We start from the raw sequence: 18,260 nt of genomic DNA, 5'->3' as shown, positions 1-18,260 counted from the left end.
CACACAACCCGGGCCGTGTTCGTACCGAGTGGTAACTGTGTCGGTTCGCATCCGTGCAGCACGATGGGAGACGATGAGGCTGCCGGATCGCGAGCCTCCGGCGAGCACGCGCACGACTTCCCCAGGAGACCCCTTGACCCCGCACAACAACGAGACCGGTGGCGCGAACTCCCCACAACGTGTGCGGGTGATTCGAAACGGTCTGGCTTCGCACATCCCGGACATCGCTCCGGAGGAGACCGAGGAATGGCTGGAGTCGTTCAACTCGGTGCTGTCCGTCGCGGGTAAGGAGCGTGCCCGGTACCTGATGCTGCGGCTGCTCCAGCGCGCGGGCGAGACCGGGGTGGGCGTGCCCTCGCTGACCGGTACCGACTACGTCAACACGATCCCGACCGAGCTGGAACCCTGGTTCCCCGGTGACGAGGAGACCGAACGCCGCTACCGGGCCTGGATGCGCTGGAACGCCGCCATGATGGTGCATCGGGCCCAGCGCCCCGGCGTCGGCGTGGGCGGGCACATCTCCTCCTTCGCCTCCTCCGCGAGCCTCTACGAGGTCGGATTCAACTGGTTCTTCCGGGGCAAGGACGCTCCCGGCGGCGGTGACCACCTCTACATCCAGGGGCACGCCTCCCCCGGCATCTACGCGCGGGCCTTCCTGGAGGGACGCCTGTCCGCCGACCAGCTCGACGGGTTCCGCCAGGAGTACTCCCACGCCGGCCCGGGAGGCGGGCTGCCCTCCTACCCCCATCCGCGCCTGATGCCGGGGTTCTGGGAGTTCCCCACGGTGTCGATGGGCCTCTCGCCCATGAACGCGATCTTTCAGGCGAGGTTCGACCGGTATCTGCGCGACCGCGGCATCAAGGACACCAGCGACCAGCACGTCTGGGCGTTCCTGGGCGACGGCGAGATGAACGAGCCGGAGTCACGCGGCATGCTGCAGGTGGCGGCGAACGAGGGGCTGGACAACCTGACGTTCGTGGTCAACTGCAACCTGCAGCAGCTGGACGGCCCGGTTCGGGGCAACGGCAAGATCATTCAGGAGCTGGAGGCGTTCTTCCGCGGCGCCGGCTGGAACGTGATCAAGGTGGTCTGGGGACGCGAGTGGGACTCCCTGCTGCACGCCGATCGGGACGGCGCGCTGATCAACCTGATGAACACCACCCCGGACGGGGACTACCAGACCTACAAGGCCAACGACGGCGCGTTCGTGCGCGAGCACTTCTTCGGGCGGGACCCGCGCACCAAGGAGATGGTCAAGAACTTCACGGACGACCAGATCTGGGGCCTGCGCCGGGGTGGGCACGACTACCGCAAGCTCTACGCGGCCTACAAGGCGGCGATGGAGCACCACGGTCAGCCCACGGTCATCCTGGCCAAGACAATCAAGGGATACGGACTCGGAGCCCACTTCGAGGGACGCAACGCCACGCACCAGATGAAGAAGTTGGCGTTGGACGACCTGAAGCTGTTCCGGGACAGCCTGCGCATCCCGATCTCGGACGCCCAGCTCGAACAGGATCCCTACCTGCCGCCCTACTACCACCCCGGGGACGACGCCCCGGAGATCCAGTACCTGCGGCAGCGCCGGAGCAAGCTGGGCGGCTACCTGCCGGAACGCCGCACACCGGCAAAACCGCTGGTGCTGCCCGGCGACAAGGTCTACGACGTGGTGCGCCAGGGCTCGGGCAAGCAGGAAGTGGCGACCACGATGGCGTTCGTGCGGTTGCTCAAGGACCTCGCCAAGGATCCCGAGATCGGGCCGCGGCTGGTGCCGATCATTCCGGACGAGGCGCGCACCTTCGGGATGGACTCGATGTTCCCCTCCCAGAAGATCTACAACCCGGCGGGTCAGACCTACACCCCTGTGGATTACCAGCTGATGCTGGCCTACCGGGAGAGCGACCAGGGCCAGATCCTGCACGAGGGGATCAACGAGGCGGGCTCGGTCGCATCGTTCACCGCGGCCGGAACGAGCTACGCCACCCACGGCGAACCGATGATCCCGGTCTACATCTTCTACTCGATGTTCGGGTTCCAGCGCACCGGCGACGGCCTCTGGGCGGCGGGCGACCAGATGGCGCGGGGTTTCCTGCTCGGAGCCACCGCGGGACGTACCACCCTGGTCGGCGAGGGGCTGCAGCACGCTGACGGCCACTCGCAGCTGCTGGCGGCCACCAATCCGGGGGTGGTCTCCTACGACCCCGCCTGGGCATTCGAGCTCGCCCACATCGTCCGCGACGGACTGCGCCGGATGTACGGGGAACAGCCGGAGAACGTCTTCTACTACCTCACCGTCTACAACGAGCCGTACCAGCAGCCCGCCGAACCGGAGGGGATCGACGTCGACGGCCTGCTGCGCGGCCTGTACCGCTACAAGCGGGCCGAGAACGAGCAAGGTCCGAGGGCCCAGCTGCTGACCTCCGGGGTGGCCATGCCGGAGGTGCTGCGCGCACAGGAGATGCTCGCCACCGAGTGGGAGGTGGCGGCCGACGTGTGGTCAGCGACGTCCTGGACGGAACTCCGTCGTGAGGCGGAGGCGGTGGACCGGGACAACCTGCTTCATCCGGACGCCGAGCGGCGCGAGCCGTACGTCACCCGCGCGCTGCGCCCCGCGGTGGGCCCGGTGGTGGCGGTCAGCGACTGGATGCGTGCGGTGCCGGATCTGATCCGCCCGTGGGTGCCGGGGGAGATGACCACGCTCGGCGCGGACGGCTTCGGCTTCTCCGACACTCGTCCAGCCGCGCGACGGGTCTTCCTGGTCGATGCAGAGTCCACCGTGGTGACCACGCTCGCGGCACTGGCACGCCGCGGCGAGATCGAGCAGTCGAGGGTGAGTGAGGCGGCCGCCCGCTACCGGATCGACGACGTGCGGGCGGCCGGTCCGCAGACCTCGGAGTCCGGCGACGCTTGAGCCGCGGGTGCCACGGGCGGCGGTACGGATCCGACCGCCGCCCGTGGCACCCACCGGAGCACGACGATTCACCCGATCTCGCGGCGGCCGACTCGACCCGCGGGCAGGGTTCCGTGCTCGGTTTCCGATCGGTCGCGGTGTCGCCGGGCGGTGCGCCGCCAGCTGAACCAGCCGTGCAGCACCAGCGCCGCGAACACCAGGTAGATCGCCGCGCTGAACCAGAGACCCGACGCCAGCTGCAACGGCACGCTGACCGCGTCCACGGCCAGCCAGATCAGCCAGAACTCCAGCAGTCCCCGCCCCTGGGCCCAGAAGGCCACCACGGTGCCGACGAAGATCCAGGCATCCGGCCAGGGCGCCCAGGAGGCGTCCAGCACCCGCAGCAACGCGCCGAACACGGCGGAGCCCAGCAGCAGCGCCGCCAGGAGGCTCCACCGCTCACCGGTCGTGCCACGGCGCACGATCACGCCGTGCACCGCGTCGCGGTGGCGGTACCAGGCAACCCAGCCGTACACCGAGATCAACATGATCACGACCTGCCGGAAGGCCATACCCCCCAGCTCCGCGGCGGCGTAGACCGCGAACAGCAGCAGGGTGGCCAGGATCTGCACCGGCCACGTGGCCAGGGTGCGTCGCTGCGCGAGAAAGACCACCGCCAACGCACATATCTGACCGACCAGCTCCGCCCAGGAAATCGACTGCCCGAGAACGACGACACCGTTGCTGAGCAACCACTCGGCGATCGCCCGCACTGCCCACTCCTTCCGAGACGTCCTTCGGGGACGCGAAGGGCAGCGACACCGAGCCGCGCGGTACCAGCGGCCGAACGCGGTCGGCGTGCGCTTCCTCCCATCCGGACTTTCACCGTCGGTTCCGGAGTTTCACCGGATCGGCCGGTCCACCAGGAGTGGAACACGGTTCGCGGACTCTCACCGCCGGTTCGGACTTTCACCGAGCCCCGGAGCGCACGTTTTGCTCTTCGCGATCAACAACAGCACTCCCGGGTCACTTCCGCGATCGGACTGTGCGGTGGAACACGGCGAATCATTCGCGCTGTCGAGGCCACGTGCCCCCACGCGTAGACTGACGGCGGACCGGTGCACCGCGCCCACCCGGTGATCCGTCGTGGCGACGGCACGTGAGCCGCCGGAGAAAATCCCCACGCTTCACTCCGCCCGTGGAACTCACCGGGCCCGTGGAGCTCGCCCGCGTCTCGTCTCCAGGGAGAGTCAGGTTGAACGACACCGACCGGGCGATTCTCGCCTTCGAGAACGAGTGGTGGCGGCACTCGGGAACCAAGGAACGGCTCATCCAGGAGCGGTTCGGGCTCTCCGCCATCCGCTACTACCAACGGCTGAATCGGCTGCTGGACGACCCCGAGGCACTGGCCGCCTCCCCTGCCCTGGTCAACAGGTTGTTACGAGTGCGGGACGGCCGAGCCTGGCAACGGGAAGGCTCCGGCGGGACCGGCACTAGAGGCCCCGAAACCCCTTCCTGAACGCTCTTCCCCGTCCGCCCCGGGAACGGCCCGCCTGAGCACGTCGTGCGAACCGAGCGGTGTGCGAAGCTGGCGACATGGCGGGTGGCAGTGAACCGGAAACCCACGATACGAACGTGTCGAGGACCGAACGCACCGAATTGTCGGGCAGGACCCTGCGCAAGCTGGAGCGTGCCTCCGGGGGGCTGGCCACCGCGAGTATCACCGCCATGGAGGATCGGCTGACGTGGTTCTCCCGACTTCCCGCCGATCAGCGCTCCAACATACTGCTGGTGACCCAGACCGGGGTGTCCAACTTCGTCTCCTGGCTGCAGGACCCTTCCGAGTCCATCAGGCTCACCGCCGAGGCGTTCCGGGCGGCCCCAAGGGATCTGTCCCGGTGGATCAGCCTGCGCCAGACGCTGGAGATGGTGCGCACCGCCATCGACGTCTTCGAACAACAGCTGCCCGACCTGGCCGAGGACGAGCGGGAACGGATCCTGCTCACGGAGTCGATCCTGCGCTACACCCGGGAGATCGCGTTCGCCGCCGCGACCTCCTACGCGGCCGCGGCGGAAGCCCGCGGCGCCTGGGACGCGCGGCTGGAAGCGCTGGTGGTGGACGGGATCGTCCGGGGCGACACGGAGGAGTCGCTGCTCTCCCGCGCCGCGGCGCTGGGCTGGGAACCGTCCTCGGAGGCCACGGTGATGGTCGGTAGCGCGCCGTCGGACGATCCGCCGACGATCGTCTACCAGGTACGCAGCAGAGCCGCCCGCGCGGGCAGGTCGGTACTGCTCGTCGTGCAGGGCAGCAGGCTGGTGGTGGTGTTCGGCGAGGCATCGGACGGACGCGCCGTGCGGGATCCGGCGAGCACCATCGCCGAGGCTTTCGAGGAGGGCCCGGTGGTGGTCGGGCCGACCGTACCCAGTCTGGCCGAGGCGCACAGGTCGGCGGAGGACGCCATGTCGGGGCTGCGTGCCGTGGTCGCCTGGCCGGAGGCACCTCGACCTGTGGCTTCGGAGGATCTGCTTCCGGAGCGGGTGCTGGCGGGTGACCCGGAGGCGGAACGGCTGTTGGTGGAAACGATCGTGTCACCGCTGAACGAGGCGGGCGGCACGCTGCTGGAAACGCTGGACACCTACCTGGAGGTGGGAGGTGTGCTGGAGAGCTGCGCGCGGAAGCTGTACGTGCACCCCAACACGGTTCGCTACCGGTTGCGCCGGATATCCGAGGTGACCGGGCGCAGCCCGTCCAATCCGCGCGGGGCGCACACCCTCCGGGTGGCGCTCGGGGTGGGCAGGCTGGTCAGGTCGCGCGGGGTGGGGTGAGCCGCGCGGCGACAGGACCGGGGCCATTCGCCGCCGGGCGGAACGCACGGTTGATCCGGTTGTCACTCACCGGTCACAATCAACAAGGGGTATCGTGACTGGTAGCACCATCGGTGGATACCCCTTTGTAGGGTTTCCACAAAAAATCGACATTGACTTAGTTGATGTCAGCATCACGTCACCCCGGCTGCGACGTGTTCAGTGAAGAGTGTGATCGCGCTGCTAGCCCCCGGCCAGGGCGCCCAGACGCCCGGCATGCTCCAACCGTGGCTGGAACTGGACGGAACCGAGCGACGGCTGACCGAGTGGTCCGAGGCCACCGGTCTCGACCTCGTACGACTCGGCACCACGGCCGACGCCGAAGAAATCAAGGACACCGCTGTCACCCAACCACTCGTGGTGGCGAGCACGTTGCTCGCGGCGGAGGAGATGTGGCGACGCCACCCCGAGCTGCCGCTCGACGCACCGGTGGCCGGGCACTCGGTGGGCGAGCTCGCGGCCGCGGCCATCGCGGGCGTGCTCAGCTTCGAGGACGCGATGTCGTTGGCGGCGATACGAGGCAGGGAAATGGCCGCCGCCTGTGCCGCGGAGCCGACCTCGATGTCGGCGGTTCTCGGTGGCGATCAGGACGAGGTGTTGGACCGGCTGGACCGGCTCGGACTGCGGCCGGCCAACCGCAACGGCGCGGGCCAGATCGTCGCCGCGGGCCGCGAAGGGGCGCTGGCGGAGCTGGCCGAGAACCCGCCGGAGAACAGCAGGGTACGACCACTGGCGGTGGCCGGTGCGTTCCACACCGAGTTCATGGCGCCCGCGCGGGAGGCGCTGCGGGTGCACGGGGACAAGCTTTCCGTATCGAACGCCGGACGTGCGATGCTGTCGAATGCCGACGGCATCGCGGTCACCGACGGGGACGAGATCCTGCACCGGCTGGTCGAACAGGTCGTTCGGCCGGTGCGGTGGGACTCCTGCATGGCCACTCTCGGCGAGCTCGGCGTCACCGCCACGATCGAGTTCCCGCCGGCGGGAACCCTGTCGGGCATGATTCGCCGTGACCTCAAGGGCACCAAGACGGTGTCACTGAAAACCCCCGCCGACCTGGACAAGGTCGCGGAAGTACTGGCCGAACACGGCCGGGCCTACTCCGGGAGCGATTCGTGAGCAAACCTTCGACGTTGCGCCAGACCAGTGGCCCCGCGGCCACCCGGGTCCTCGGCTTCGGCAGCGCGCAGGGCAACCGGGTCGTCACGAACGACGACCTGACCCAGTATGTGGAGACCAACGACGAGTGGATCCAGCAACGGGTGGGGATCGTCAGTCGCAGGCTCGGCGAGGACGACCAGACGGTAGTGAGCATGGCGGTTGAGGCGGGTTCGAAGGCCGTCGCCGACGCGGGACTCTCCCCCACCGATGTGGATCAGGTCATCATCGCGACCTGCACCATGCCCGGCCCCATCCCGAACGCCGCGGCCCAGGTGGCCGACCGGATCGGGATAACGGCTCCCGGCGCGTTCGATCTCAACGCGGCCTGTGCGGGATTCTGCTACGCCCTCAGCACCGCCTCCGACTTCATCCGTGGTGGTTCGGCGCGCCGCGTGCTGGTGATCGGCGCCGAACGATTCCAGGAATGGCTGGACTGGGAGGACAGGGCCAACTGCATCATCTTCGCCGACGGCGCGGGCGCAGCGGTCGTGGGACCGGCCGAGGACCCGGCCATCGGCCCGGCCGCACTGGGTAGTGCCGGTGACATGGTCGACACCATCTACCTGCGGGAGAACCGCTACATCTACCAGGAGGGGCAGACCGTCTTCCGCTGGGCCACCTCGGAGGTGGCTCCGGTGGCCGCACGAGCGGTGGAACAGGCGGGACTACGGCTGTCCGATGTGGATGCCCTGGTCGCGCACCAGGCCAACCTGCGAATCGTCGAGGCCGTGGCGAAGAAACTGCGGCAACAGGGAGCCCGTGACGATCTCGTCGTGGCTCGTGACATCGTGCATTCCGGCAACACGTCGGCCGCCTCGATCCCACTTGCGATCGATCACATGCGATCGACAGGAGAGATCAACAGTGGTGACGTGCTGCTACTGGTCGGCTTCGGGGCGGGACTGTCCTACGGCGGCCAGGTGATCATTTGTCCGTGACCGGACGAAGAACCGGTCGGCACGCGCCGGCCGACGACGTCGAGCGAATCGAAGCAGGAAGGAAACGAACGTGACGAACGAGGAAATCACTTCAGGCCTGGCGAGCATCGTCGAAGAGGTCGCAGGGGTCGACGCTGAGGAAGTGTCCGTCGAGAAGTCCTTCGTCGACGACCTGGACATCGACTCGCTGTCCATGGTGGAGATCGCCGTCCAGGCCGAGGACAAGTTCGGGGTCAAGATCCCCGACGACGAACTGGCCAACCTCAAGACCGTGGGCGATGCGGTTGACTACATCGTCAAGAACGCATGACGACCAAGGACGTTGTGATCACCGGGATGGGCGCGACGACTCCGCTCGGCGGGGACGTCGCGTCCACCTGGGACGGTTTGCTGAACGGCGCCAGCGGTACCCGCACGATCGAAGCCGACTGGGTGGACACCTACGAGCTGCCCAGCCGGATCGCCGCTCCGCTGGCGGTGGAGCCCAACGAGGTGCTGCCCCGGGTCCGGTTGCGGCGCATGGACCGCTGCGAACAGATCGCGCTGATCGCGGCGCACCAGGCGTGGAGTGACGCGGGTTTCGAGCTGCCCTCCGAGGAGGATCAGCCCGTCGATCCCGAGCGGCTCGGCGTCGCCATCGGGACCGGCATCGGCGGTCCCATGACCCTGCTGGATCAGCACGAGACCTTGAAGTCGCAGGGGCTGCGCAAGGTCTCACCGCTGACGGTTCCGATGCTCATGCCCAACGGGCCCGCGGCGCACGTGAGCCTGGAGCTCAGGGCACGCGCGGGGGTGCACACCCCGGCCGCGGCGTGCGCCTCGGGCTCGGAGGGGCTGGCCACCGGGATGGACATGATCCGCTCCGGACGGGCCGACGTGGTCGTCGCCGGCGGAGCGGAAGCGTGCATCCACCCGATCACGGTGGCGGGCTTCGCGCAGTCGCGCACGCTGAGCACCCGCAACGACGAGCCGGAGCGTGCCTCCCGCCCGTTCGACGTCGACCGGGACGGTTTCGTCATGGGCGAGGGTGCCGGCGTCGTGGTGCTGGAGAGCGCCGAGCACGCGGCGGCGCGCGGTGCCAGGATCTACGGACGGCTGGCCGGGGCGGGCATCACCGCCGACGCCTACCACATCACGGGCAGTCACCCCGACGGTCTCGGGCAGATCAACGCGATCAACACCGCCATCGGAACCGCCGGACTGTCGACCACGGACATCGGACACGTCAACGCGCACGCCACATCCACGGTGGTCGGCGATGTGGGTGAGGCCACCGCCGTCCGCAAGGCGTTGGGTGACGACGTGGTGCTGACAGCCCCGAAGGGTGCCCTGGGGCATCTCGTCGGCGGAGCGGGCGCGGTGGAGAGCATCGTCACGATCCTGTCGCTGTATCACGGCGTGGTTCCGGCGACCCGAAATCTGGAGAGCCCCGACCCCAAGGTCGAACTCGAAGTGATCTCGGGCGAACCACGCGAGTCGAACGCGACGGCCGCGGTCAACGATTCCTTCGGGTTCGGTGGCCACAACGTCGCACTGGCATTCACCAGGAGTTGAGGCCGCCACGAGCGTGGTGGCCGACACTCAACCGACCACGTCACCGGCAACCAGGGTGACGACGATTCCCGAACCTGACACCGCCCCACTTTCGACATCGGAGAATCCCGTGACAGCAGTGGCGTCTCATTCCGAAACATCGGGGACAGACTGGGATCCCCGCGACCCCGAGCTGCGGTTGTCGCAGTTGCTGGACACCGATTCGATCGTCGCGCTGTACGAGCGGGACGACAGCGGAGTGTTGGCGGTGCGCGGCCGTATCGGCGGCTCACCCGTCATCGCCTACTGCACCGACGGAACGGTCAAGGGTGGGGCGATGGGCAGTGCGGGTTGTTCCCGCATCGTCGCCGCGATCGACACCGCCGTGGCCGAGGGATGCCCGGTGCTGGGTGTGTGGCACTCGGGTGGCGCGCGCCTGCCCGAGGGCGCCGAGGCACTGGACGCGGTCGGCCAGGTGTTCGCGGCGATGATCCGGGCCTCGGGACGCGTGCCCCAGATATCGGTGGTGCTGGGGCCCGCGGCGGGTGGTGCGGCCTACGGTCCGGCGCTGACGGACGTGGTCATCATGGCGCCGTCCGGACGGGTCTTCGTCACCGGTCCGGACGTGGTGCGCAGCGTGACCGGTGAGCAGATCGACCAGGAGGGGCTCGGTGGTGTCGATGCCCACGGCACCAAGTCGGGCGTGGTGCACGTGGTCGCCTCGGACGAGCCGGACGCTTACGAGCGTGCCCGTCGGGTGACCGGTCTACTGGCCGACCAGGGCGATTTCGATCTCGGCGCCGTCGAGGCCCGCGGTGAGGATCCGGGGGCGCTGCTGCCCGAGACGGCACGGCGGGCCTACGACGTCAAACCGGTGATCCGGCGAATTCTCGACACCGACGTCTCCGGGGGAGCCGTCTTCGAGGAACTGCAGGCCGAATGGGCACCGAACATGGTCACCGGCCTGGGCAGGCTCGGTGGACGGGCAGTGGGCGTACTGGCCAACAACCCGATCCGCAAGGGCGGCTGCCTGGACTCGCTGTCCGCCGAGAAAGCGGCCCGTTTCGTGCGGATGTGCGACGCGTTCGGTGTTCCCTTGGTCGTGTTGGTCGATGTTCCCGGCTATCTGCCGGGCGTGGACCAGGAATGGGGCGGGGTGGTGCGCCGGGGCGCCAAGCTGCTGCACGCCTTCGGCGAGGCGGTCGTTCCGAGTGTCACCCTGATAATGCGCAAGTCCTACGGCGGTGCCTACATCGCCATGAACGCCCGCTCGCTGGGTGCGGGCACCGTGCTGGCCTGGCCGGAGGCCGAGATCGCGGTGATGGGAGCCCGTGCGGCGGTGGGCGTGCTGCACCGCAAGGAGATCGCGGCCGCTCCCGAGGAGGAGCGGGAGGCGCTGCAGGACCGGCTGGCCGAGGAGCACCAGCGGGTCTCGGGCGGTGTCGACCGTGCCAAGGCGATCGGGGTGGTCGACGAGGTGATCGATCCCGTTGACACCCGAGCACGGCTGGCCGAGGCGCTGGACGAGGCCGAACCGCGACGCGGCACCCACGGCAACATCCCGCTGTGAGTTCGCGCCGAAGTTTTCCGGTCGGGTCGTCGAGCTACTCGCGCGGCGGGGTACCTCGCCGGCTCTCGTTCCGGGTTTCCCACCTCGGGAGGTAGCGGCGAACGGTGCGGGTCAGTTCTCGGCACAGCGCTTCGACAGCGAACTGTCCGGCAGTCCCTGTCCCAGCCGTAATCCTTCCGAGCTGGGAACGATTCGGTAGACGACCCGCCAGCGCAGACACCCCGCGGGCATCGACTTCGGCGCGTCGGCGGGATCCTGCGTACTGATGAAGGACATGACCACTCGCATCGTGGCATCGGGTCCCGGCACGATCCGGTGGATCACGACCGTGCCGTCCTCGGTGCTGTGGTACTCGTCCTGCCACTGTTCATAGGGCTGGTTGATCCGCTTGGCGCGTACCACGGTGCTGCGCCACAGGTAGTACTTGTCCTTGTTGATCGAGTTGAAGTGACGTTGCAGCAGTTGCTGCACGGCCTCGGCATCCGGATGCCGCCGGGCACCCTCGCTCAGGGCGACCCTTCGAGTTCCGGGCGGCTCGCCCTCCGGAGTGGGCGACGCGGAACTCTCGGGGGCCGATTCGACACGTTGCGCCACGTCACCGTAGACGTTCCGTGCGAACAGACCGGCGGCGACCGCACCGACCAGGGCCACCGCGGTCACCGGCAGCGCCCACAGCAACAGCCCTCGCTCGGAGGACACGGATTTCGACGGCACACCACGAGCGTGCCATACGGGGAAATCACCGCTCGATCCACACCGACACCAGCGGGATCCTCCCGTGCGGAGAAGCCGCCCACGAAACGTCGAGCGGAACCACCGGGCGGCTCCGAGGCGGTGTCGATTTCTCGCGAAATCGCCGCGCCGCTTCGGCCCGGGAGGTCCGGTTACGGGGTGGGGCGGATGATGCCTCGCTGGATGGCGGTGGTGATCGCCGCGGTGCGGTTGTCCACCCCGAGCTTGTCGAAGATGTGCACCAGGTGTGTCTTGACGGTCGCCTCACTGATGAACAGCTCCCGGGAGAGCGCTCGGTTGGACAGTCCCTGTCCGAGCATCCGGAGTATCTCCACCTCGCGTGGGCTCAACGCCTCCTCGGCACCGCGCATCCTCTCGAACAGCCGGGCAGCGACGTTCGGACCGAGTGCGGTCTCACCCCGCGCCGCCGAACGGACCGCCTGGGCCAGCTGCTCCGGCGGGGAGTCCTTGAGCATGTACCCGGTCGCCCCGGCCTCCACCGCGGCCAGGATGTCGGCGTCGGTGTCGTAGACGGTGAGCACCAGCACCGCGGGCGGCTCGGGCAGGGCCGTTATCCGCCCCGTGGCGGTGACGCCGTCCGTGCCACTCCCCATGCGCAGGTCCATCAGCACCACGTCCACGCTGGTGTCCGCGAGCACGTCCAGCGCCGCACGACCGTCGCCCGCTTCGGCCACCACCAGCATGTCGGAACGTTCGTCGAACATGGCGCGAAGACCGCGGCGGACGACGGGATGGTCGTCGACCAGCAGCAACCGCAGCGGCTCGTTCACCGGCTCACCTCCTCGCGCAACGGAAGCCTGATCGCCACGACGGTTCCGTTGCCGGTGCTCTCCAGTTCGAACACACCGCCCAACCGCTCGATCCGCTCACGCAGCGATCGCAGTCCGAAGCCGCTGCCGTCCGGACGCGGAGCACGCGGAGACGCCGGGTCGAAACCGGCACCGTCGTCGTAGACGTCCAGCGTGACCTCGGTCCGCAGGTATCCGAGCGTGACGGTCGCCGAGTCGGCCCCGGCATGCTGCACCACGTTGGCCAGGCTCGCCTGAGCGGCGCGCAGCAGGGCCACCTCGTAGCCGGCAGGCAGGCCGAGAGCGGTTCCGTCGAGCCTCAACCGGCAACGCAGTCCGGACTCACGCTCGACGCGCTCGCACAGTCTGCGCAGCGCATCGGCGAGTCCGGCTTCGTTCAGCGCGGGCGGGCCTAGCTCGCTGACCAGTCCGCGCGCCTCGGCGAGATTCTCGGAAGCGGTGTCGCGAGCCTCCACGAGATGACCGCGTGCGGTGTCGGCTCCGGCGGGCAACGCGGCCTCGGCAGCGCGCAACAGCAGCACGACGCTGGAAAGTCCTTGTGCGATCGTGTCGTGGATCTCGCCCGCGAGACGTTCCCGCTCGGCGGCGACGCCCGCTTCGTGCTGGGAGACGGCCAATTGGGAACGTGTCCGTCGCAGGTCCTCGATAAGCAGACGACGTTGCTGACTCTCGCGGTGGACGGCCGCGTATCCCCAGGCCACGAGGACCGCGAATCCGGCCCCCAGGCTCGGTCCCAAGACCATGGCGACACTGAACTCGTCGGCGTGTGCCAGCTGGGTGGCGATCACGAGCCCGGTCACGATGACCACGGCCACAACGGCGTGCGGACCGCGCAGCAGATGCATGTGCAGGAAGAACAGCGGGAAGGCGATCCAGGAGAAATCCGGGCTGACAGCCAGCAGGGCGGCCCAGAGCGCCGTCACGCAAGCCAGCCAGAGCAGGGCGGTCCGCCGGTTGTGGGCAACGCGGCGAGGTAGCGCTCCCACGGCGTAGAGCACCGCCAGCGCGAGCACCCCGAACAGCGCGAACATCATGGCGCCCCGAGGCTGGGCGGTGGCGAACAACCGGGCGGTGGCGACCGCGAGAAGCAGGTAGAAACCCGCGTGCAGCGCCGTGCGAAGTACACGCAGCACCACGGAGTCACTGGGGTCGTGCCCGGTCAACGACTCGTTCCCTCCCACTCCGGCAGCTTAGCGGTTCGGTGCCCGGCCCTGCCGGTTCGCGGGCGGTGGAGCACCGCTCGGGTGTGCCCCGGAAACCGCCCGGGGACTTCCGGAACCAGTCTCCACACGGCCGGCCGGCCGGGGCATCAATCGTTCGATTGACTTTCGCCTCGACCGAACGACACCCGGATATCGATCCCGATATCGATGGCGACGCGAGGCGGGCCGGCGAGAGTGGGTGGCAGTCCCCGGCACCCGAGCGCCGGGGAGCGGTTCAGACACAACCACCAGGAAAGAAGTGACCCGTGTTCGTCGCCATCCGAGACATCCGCTTCGCCAGGGGGCGATTCGCGCTGATGGGTTCGGTCGTAGCGCTGATCACCCTGTTGATCGTGCTGCTCTCCGGACTCACTTCGGGGCTGGCCGATCGGTCGGTATCGGCCGTCAGAAACCTCCCCGCCACACATCTGGTGTTCGGTGGCGCGGGAGACGAACAACCGGAGAAGTCCTTCGCGGACAGCACCGTGACACCGCGACAACGCGCTGTCTGGGAGAACACGGCGGGCGTGCGGCGAGTGAGCCCGCTGGGAATAACGACCACCCGTATGGGAACCCCGAACGGCTCCGAGGCGAGCGCCACCGTGTTCGGGCTGCCACCGGACGCGCCCTCCGCACCGACAGGAACATCCGACTCGGCCGTGGTGATCAGCCGTTCCCTCGCCGAGGAACAGCGGTTGCACACCGGTGACCGACTGTCCACCGCCGCGGGTGATCTGCCGGTGAGGGCGATCACCTCGGACGAGTTCTACAGCCACACCCCGGTAATTTGGACCACATTGGACACTTGGCGGGAGCTGCGTACCGCGCGGAGCGCGGGAGCGGAAACGCCCCTCGCCACGGTCCTGAGCGTGGAGGCGGAACCGGACGCACGGCTGTCCGAGGCCGATTCGACCGCGAACACGCTCTCGGCGACCGTCGGGGACAGCCTGGAAGCAGTCGGATCGTTCTCGTCCGAGAACGGCTCGCTGCTGACGATGCAGCTGCTGCTGTACGCCATCTCGGCACTGGTGATCGGCGCGTTCCTGACCGTGTGGACGATTCAGCGCAGCGGTGACGTCGCGGTGCTCAAGGCGCTCGGCGGTTCCACCGGGTACCTGCTGCGCGACGCGCTGGCCCAGTCGTTGATCGTGCTGCTGGCCGGGGCCGGTCTCGGCGGAGCGGCGGGCGTCGCGCTGGGCAGCGCGGCGGGCGAGGTGGTGCCGTTCGAACTGACCGCGCGCACGACGCTGGTTCCGGTGCTGGTGATGATCGCGCTCGGCATGGTCGGAGCGGCGCTGGCAGTACGCCGCATAACTTCCGTGGAACCGCTGACAGCGTTGGGAGCTGGACGATGAGTCTGAGGCTGCACGGGATCGGGCTGACCTATCCCGACGGAGAACGAACGGTGCACGCGCTGGACGAGGTCTCGTTGCGGGTCGATCCCGGCGAACTGCTGGCGGTGACCGGGCCTTCGGGCTCGGGCAAGTCGAGCCTGCTCGCCGTGGCGGCGGGTCTCGTCCGGCCCACGGCGGGTTCGGTCCACGTGGGCGAAACGGATGTCACCGGTTTGAACGGTGCGGCGCTGAGCAGGCTGCGGCTGAACCGGATCGGAATCGTGTTCCAACAGCACAACCTCGTGGCATCGCTGACGGCGGTCGAACAGCTGCAGGTCACCGAGCACATGCGGGGACGTTCCGCGCGGAAGGCAAGGGACAAGGCGGTTCAGCTGCTGGCCACGGTGGGGCTGTCGGGGAAGCAGCACCGCAGGCCGAACAGGCTCTCCGGAGGGGAGCGACAACGGGTCAACATCGCACGGGCGTTGACGGCCCGTCCCGAGGTGCTGCTGGTGGACGAGCCGACCGCCGCCCTGGATCAGGAGCGCGGCGCGCGAATCGTGGAACTGCTCCGGGACGTGACCCGGCAGTACCGTGTCGCCACCGTGCTGGTCACGCACGACACCCAGCACCTGGCGCACGCGGACCGGACCGTGGCGATACACGACGGAAAACTGTCGGGGTAAGGAGTTTCGTGCCCGGGCGCGTGGAACCGGGGGACGCGACGGCGTCAGCCGACACTGTGCAACCACTCGACGGGCGGCCCCTCACCCGCCCCCCGATACGGCTCCAACGCCTCGTCCCAGTTGGTCCCCAACAGCTCGGTCACACGATGTCGCATGCTGTCCACGTCCTGACAGTCGGCGACCAGGGTGCGCAGTTGGTCCTCGGCGACCACGATGTCGCCGTTCGCACCGGTTCGGGCCCGCCACAGCCCCAGCTCCGGGACGTGGCAGAACCGTTCGCCGTCCGCTCCGGGGCTGGGATCCTCGGTGATTTCGAAACGCAGTATCGGCCAGGTGCACAACGCCCCGGCCAACCGTGCGGCGGTTCCGGGCTCGGCGTACCAGATGTGCTCGGCGCGAAGCTGTCCGGGAGCGGCGGGCTGGGCGGTCCAGCGGAACCCGTGATGGGTATCGAGCACGCTCGCGATCGCCCACTCGACGTGCGGGCAGACCGCCCCGGGTGACGAGTGGATGTAGACAACACCGCTTGTATGGTCACACGTGCTCACTGCTGCCCTCCGCTTGTGCCACGAGGGACGTTCTTCCGCCACGACCTCGAAGCGAAGTACGACTCCGTCAGTCGATCACAAACGACGGGCTTACGCACGCTTCGCCTAGAGGTACCTTCCCTCGCGGAGGTTCGTCCGCAGTGGACCTTCCTGGATGGACCGTCCCACCGGACGGAGTCGAAATCGCAGTTCGGAAGGCATCAACACGGTTTCGACCCCACGTCTCGGAACCGGCGTAGCCGAGGATGCCCCGGACTGCCACCGAAAGGTGATACCACTCGAAAGGGGACACTCGTGCTAAATGTCGCTGCCCGGGCGGACTCCCACGGTCCGCTCGGGGCGGTACGGTTCAGAGCCCGTAGCTCTCCAGCAGCCGCAGCCAGACCTCGCTGAGGGTGGGAAACGCCGGTACCGCGTGCCGCAGTCGTGCGAGCGGAACCTCCCCGACGATCGCGATCGTCGCCGCGTGCAGCAGCTCGGCGACGTCCTGGCCGACGAACACGGCGCCCAACAGCACCTGGTCTCGTTCGTCGATCACGAATCGAGCCCTGCCCCGATAACCGTCGGCACGGAGTTCCGCACCGGCCGAGGCCATGTCCAGTTCGACGGTGCGTACCCGGTGACCGTCCTGTTCGGCCCGCTCCGGGCTGTAGCCGATCTGGGCCACCTCGGGATCGGTGAAGATCACGGTGGGGACGGCGTGCCTGTTGGCCGAGGTCATGTAACGACCGAACGCATCGGTGGTGACGTGTCTGCCCGTGGCTCTGGCGACGACGACGTCCGCGACCACCCGCGCCGCGTACTTGGCCTGGTGCGTGAGCTGGGCCTGCCCGGTGACGTCACCCGCGGCGTAGAGCCACCCCCCGGAAACCCCCCTGACCTCGCCGTGTTCGTTGACGTCCACGGCGCCTTCCTCGTGGATCCCCACCGACTCCAGCCCGAGATGCCCGGTGGCGGCGCGACGACCGGTGGCGACCAACAACCGCTCGGCCGAGACCTCGGTACCGTCGGCGAGTTCCAGCGTCACACTCCCCTCCGTACTCGACACCCCGTTGACCACGGCGTCGGAGTACAGCCGCACCCCGTCGGCACGCAGCGCCGCCTCCAGCAGGTCCCCGGCGAAATCCGGGGCCGAAGGCAGCGGACGGGGACCGCTCTCGATCATCCGCACGTGCGTTCCCAACCGGGCCCAGGCCTGCGCGAGTTCCACCCCCACCACTCCGGCCCCCAGCACGGCCAGGCTCTCCGGAGCTCGCTCGGCGGAGGTGGCAGCACGCGAATCCCAGAAGTCGACCTGGTCGAGACCGGGAATCGGAGGACGGACGGGCACGCTCCCGGTCGCGAGCACGACCGCGTTGCCCGCGTAGAGCGAAAGGGTCGTACCGTCCGGATCGCGCACCATGACCTCCCTGCTGCCCGCGAGCCACGCCGAACCACGGAACAGGGCCACCCCGGCGTCGTGGACCCAGTCGACCTGTCTCCGGTCGTCCCACTGATCGACGAACGAATCGCGCCTGCGCAGGGTGCCGGAAACATCGATATCACCCGTGACGGCCTGCCGGGCCCCGTCCACCCGACGAGCGGCGGTCACGGCGTGGCCGGAACGCAGCAGTGCCTTGCTGGGCATGCAGGCCCAGAAGGAGCACTCCCCGCCGACCCGTTCCCGCTCCACGAGAGCCACCGAGAGGCCACCCGCGGCGACCCGGCCCGCCACGTTCTCCCCGGCGGGACCGCCACCCACGACCACGACGTCGTACTCGTATCCACCGGACTCGGCAACGGCCTCACCGGACTCGGCACCTGTAGCAGCCATACTGGTCAGGGCAATACATCACGAGGACAACGGCAACCGGAAAGCCGTCCGGCCGGTCTGTCGCGGGCGCCTCCGACCGGTTCCGCCCCGGCTGCCGGAGCGGAACCACCGAGAGGGTTCGGAGCGGGACGACAACCGGTTCTCGCCCCATCACGGAC

Annotated in this window: 16 protein-coding genes and 1 riboswitch; of the genes, 10 read left to right on the top strand and 6 right to left on the bottom strand. The window is 68.6% G+C overall.

Going from position 1 to position 18,260, the window contains the following annotated elements; genetic code table 11:
* Positions 1-133 precede the first annotated feature (133 nt).
* Positions 134-2,911 (top strand): pyruvate dehydrogenase (acetyl-transferring), homodimeric type, encoded by a 2,778-nt coding sequence (aceE, locus tag J2S53_RS00435; protein ID WP_456239279.1) that lies wholly within the window; start codon positions 134-136, stop codon positions 2,909-2,911.
* 68 nt (positions 2,912-2,979) lie between these two features.
* Here aceE and J2S53_RS00430 read toward each other — a convergent pair whose 3' ends face one another.
* Positions 2,980-3,663, bottom strand: a complete 684-nt coding sequence (locus J2S53_RS00430; protein ID WP_456239278.1) for a nicotinamide mononucleotide transporter family protein — start codon at positions 3,661-3,663, stop codon at positions 2,980-2,982.
* A gap of 85 nt (positions 3,664-3,748) precedes the next feature.
* Positions 3,749-3,880: riboswitch (FMN riboswitch) on the bottom strand.
* A 265-nt stretch (positions 3,881-4,145) separates the two neighbouring features.
* Here J2S53_RS00430 and J2S53_RS00425 point away from each other — a divergent pair.
* The 7 genes from J2S53_RS00425 (at position 4,146) to J2S53_RS00395 (ending at position 10,957) form a co-directional block, all read left to right on the top strand.
* The gene (locus J2S53_RS00425) at positions 4,146-4,409 is read left to right on the top strand and encodes a DUF3263 domain-containing protein (protein ID WP_456239277.1); all 264 of its coding nucleotides are present in this window, start codon (positions 4,146-4,148) and stop codon (positions 4,407-4,409) included.
* Positions 4,410-4,486: 77 nt separating this feature from the next.
* Entirely contained in the window at positions 4,487-5,716 is a 1,230-nt protein-coding gene (locus J2S53_RS00420) for a PucR family transcriptional regulator (RefSeq protein ID WP_456239276.1), read from the top strand.
* A gap of 210 nt (positions 5,717-5,926) precedes the next feature.
* Positions 5,927-6,874 (top strand): ACP S-malonyltransferase, encoded by a 948-nt coding sequence (locus J2S53_RS00415; RefSeq protein WP_456239275.1) that lies wholly within the window; start codon positions 5,927-5,929, stop codon positions 6,872-6,874.
* The gene (locus J2S53_RS00410) at positions 6,871-7,854 is read left to right on the top strand and encodes a beta-ketoacyl-ACP synthase III (RefSeq protein ID WP_092975341.1); all 984 of its coding nucleotides are present in this window, start codon (positions 6,871-6,873) and stop codon (positions 7,852-7,854) included. The genes J2S53_RS00415 and J2S53_RS00410 overlap by 4 nt, the downstream gene beginning before the upstream one ends.
* Before the next feature lie 70 nt (positions 7,855-7,924).
* Positions 7,925-8,164: an acyl carrier protein gene (locus J2S53_RS00405; protein ID WP_092630548.1), complete on the top strand. Its 240-nt coding sequence runs from the start codon at positions 7,925-7,927 to the stop codon at positions 8,162-8,164.
* A complete protein-coding gene (locus tag J2S53_RS00400) occupies positions 8,161-9,408 on the top strand; it encodes a beta-ketoacyl-[acyl-carrier-protein] synthase family protein (RefSeq protein ID WP_456239274.1) in 1,248 nt (415 codons plus the stop codon). The genes J2S53_RS00405 and J2S53_RS00400 overlap by 4 nt, the downstream gene beginning before the upstream one ends.
* 109 nt (positions 9,409-9,517) lie before the next feature.
* A complete protein-coding gene (locus J2S53_RS00395) occupies positions 9,518-10,957 on the top strand; it encodes an acyl-CoA carboxylase subunit beta (protein WP_456239273.1) in 1,440 nt (479 codons plus the stop codon).
* 111 nt (positions 10,958-11,068) lie between these two features.
* Here the strand turns inward: J2S53_RS00395 and J2S53_RS00390 are convergent, their stop codons facing one another.
* From J2S53_RS00390 to J2S53_RS00380, 3 genes are all read right to left on the bottom strand, one after another.
* Positions 11,069-11,671, bottom strand: a complete 603-nt coding sequence (locus J2S53_RS00390) for a hypothetical protein (protein ID WP_456239272.1) — start codon at positions 11,669-11,671, stop codon at positions 11,069-11,071.
* Positions 11,672-11,841: 170 nt separating this feature from the next.
* Positions 11,842-12,480 carry a response regulator gene (locus J2S53_RS00385; protein ID WP_456239271.1) on the bottom strand — a complete coding sequence of 213 codons (639 nt, stop codon included), beginning with the start codon at positions 12,478-12,480 and terminating at the stop codon, positions 11,842-11,844.
* Complete coding sequence (locus J2S53_RS00380; RefSeq protein WP_456239270.1) at positions 12,477-13,700, bottom strand: sensor histidine kinase; 1,224 nt, start codon at positions 13,698-13,700, stop codon at positions 12,477-12,479. Before J2S53_RS00380 ends, J2S53_RS00385 begins: the two co-directional genes overlap by 4 nt.
* 287 nt (positions 13,701-13,987) lie before the next feature.
* Here J2S53_RS00380 and J2S53_RS00375 point away from each other — a divergent pair, with 287 nt between their 5' ends.
* Both J2S53_RS00375 and J2S53_RS00370 read left to right on the top strand, forming a co-directional pair.
* On the top strand, positions 13,988-15,076 hold the full coding sequence (locus J2S53_RS00375) for an ABC transporter permease (RefSeq protein ID WP_456239269.1): 1,089 nt from the start codon (positions 13,988-13,990) through the stop codon (positions 15,074-15,076).
* Complete coding sequence (locus J2S53_RS00370) at positions 15,073-15,741, top strand: ABC transporter ATP-binding protein (RefSeq protein WP_456239268.1); 669 nt, start codon at positions 15,073-15,075, stop codon at positions 15,739-15,741. Before J2S53_RS00375 ends, J2S53_RS00370 begins: the two co-directional genes overlap by 4 nt.
* A 44-nt stretch (positions 15,742-15,785) precedes the next feature.
* Here J2S53_RS00370 and J2S53_RS00365 read toward each other — a convergent pair whose 3' ends face one another.
* On the bottom strand, positions 15,786-16,289 hold the full coding sequence (locus J2S53_RS00365; RefSeq protein ID WP_456239267.1) for a DUF3145 domain-containing protein: 504 nt from the start codon (positions 16,287-16,289) through the stop codon (positions 15,786-15,788).
* 349 nt (positions 16,290-16,638) lie between these two features.
* Positions 16,639-18,102, bottom strand: coding sequence for a dihydrolipoyl dehydrogenase family protein (locus tag J2S53_RS00360; protein ID WP_456239266.1), 1,464 nt, complete (start codon positions 18,100-18,102; stop codon positions 16,639-16,641).
* Positions 18,103-18,260: the final 158 nt, after the last annotated feature.

Source organism: Actinopolyspora lacussalsi, assembly GCA_030803735.1.
Lineage (GTDB): Bacteria > Actinomycetota > Actinomycetes > Mycobacteriales > Pseudonocardiaceae > Actinopolyspora > Actinopolyspora lacussalsi.
Note: the sequence above shows the minus strand (reverse complement) of the source record. Positions and strands in the feature narration are given on the sequence as shown.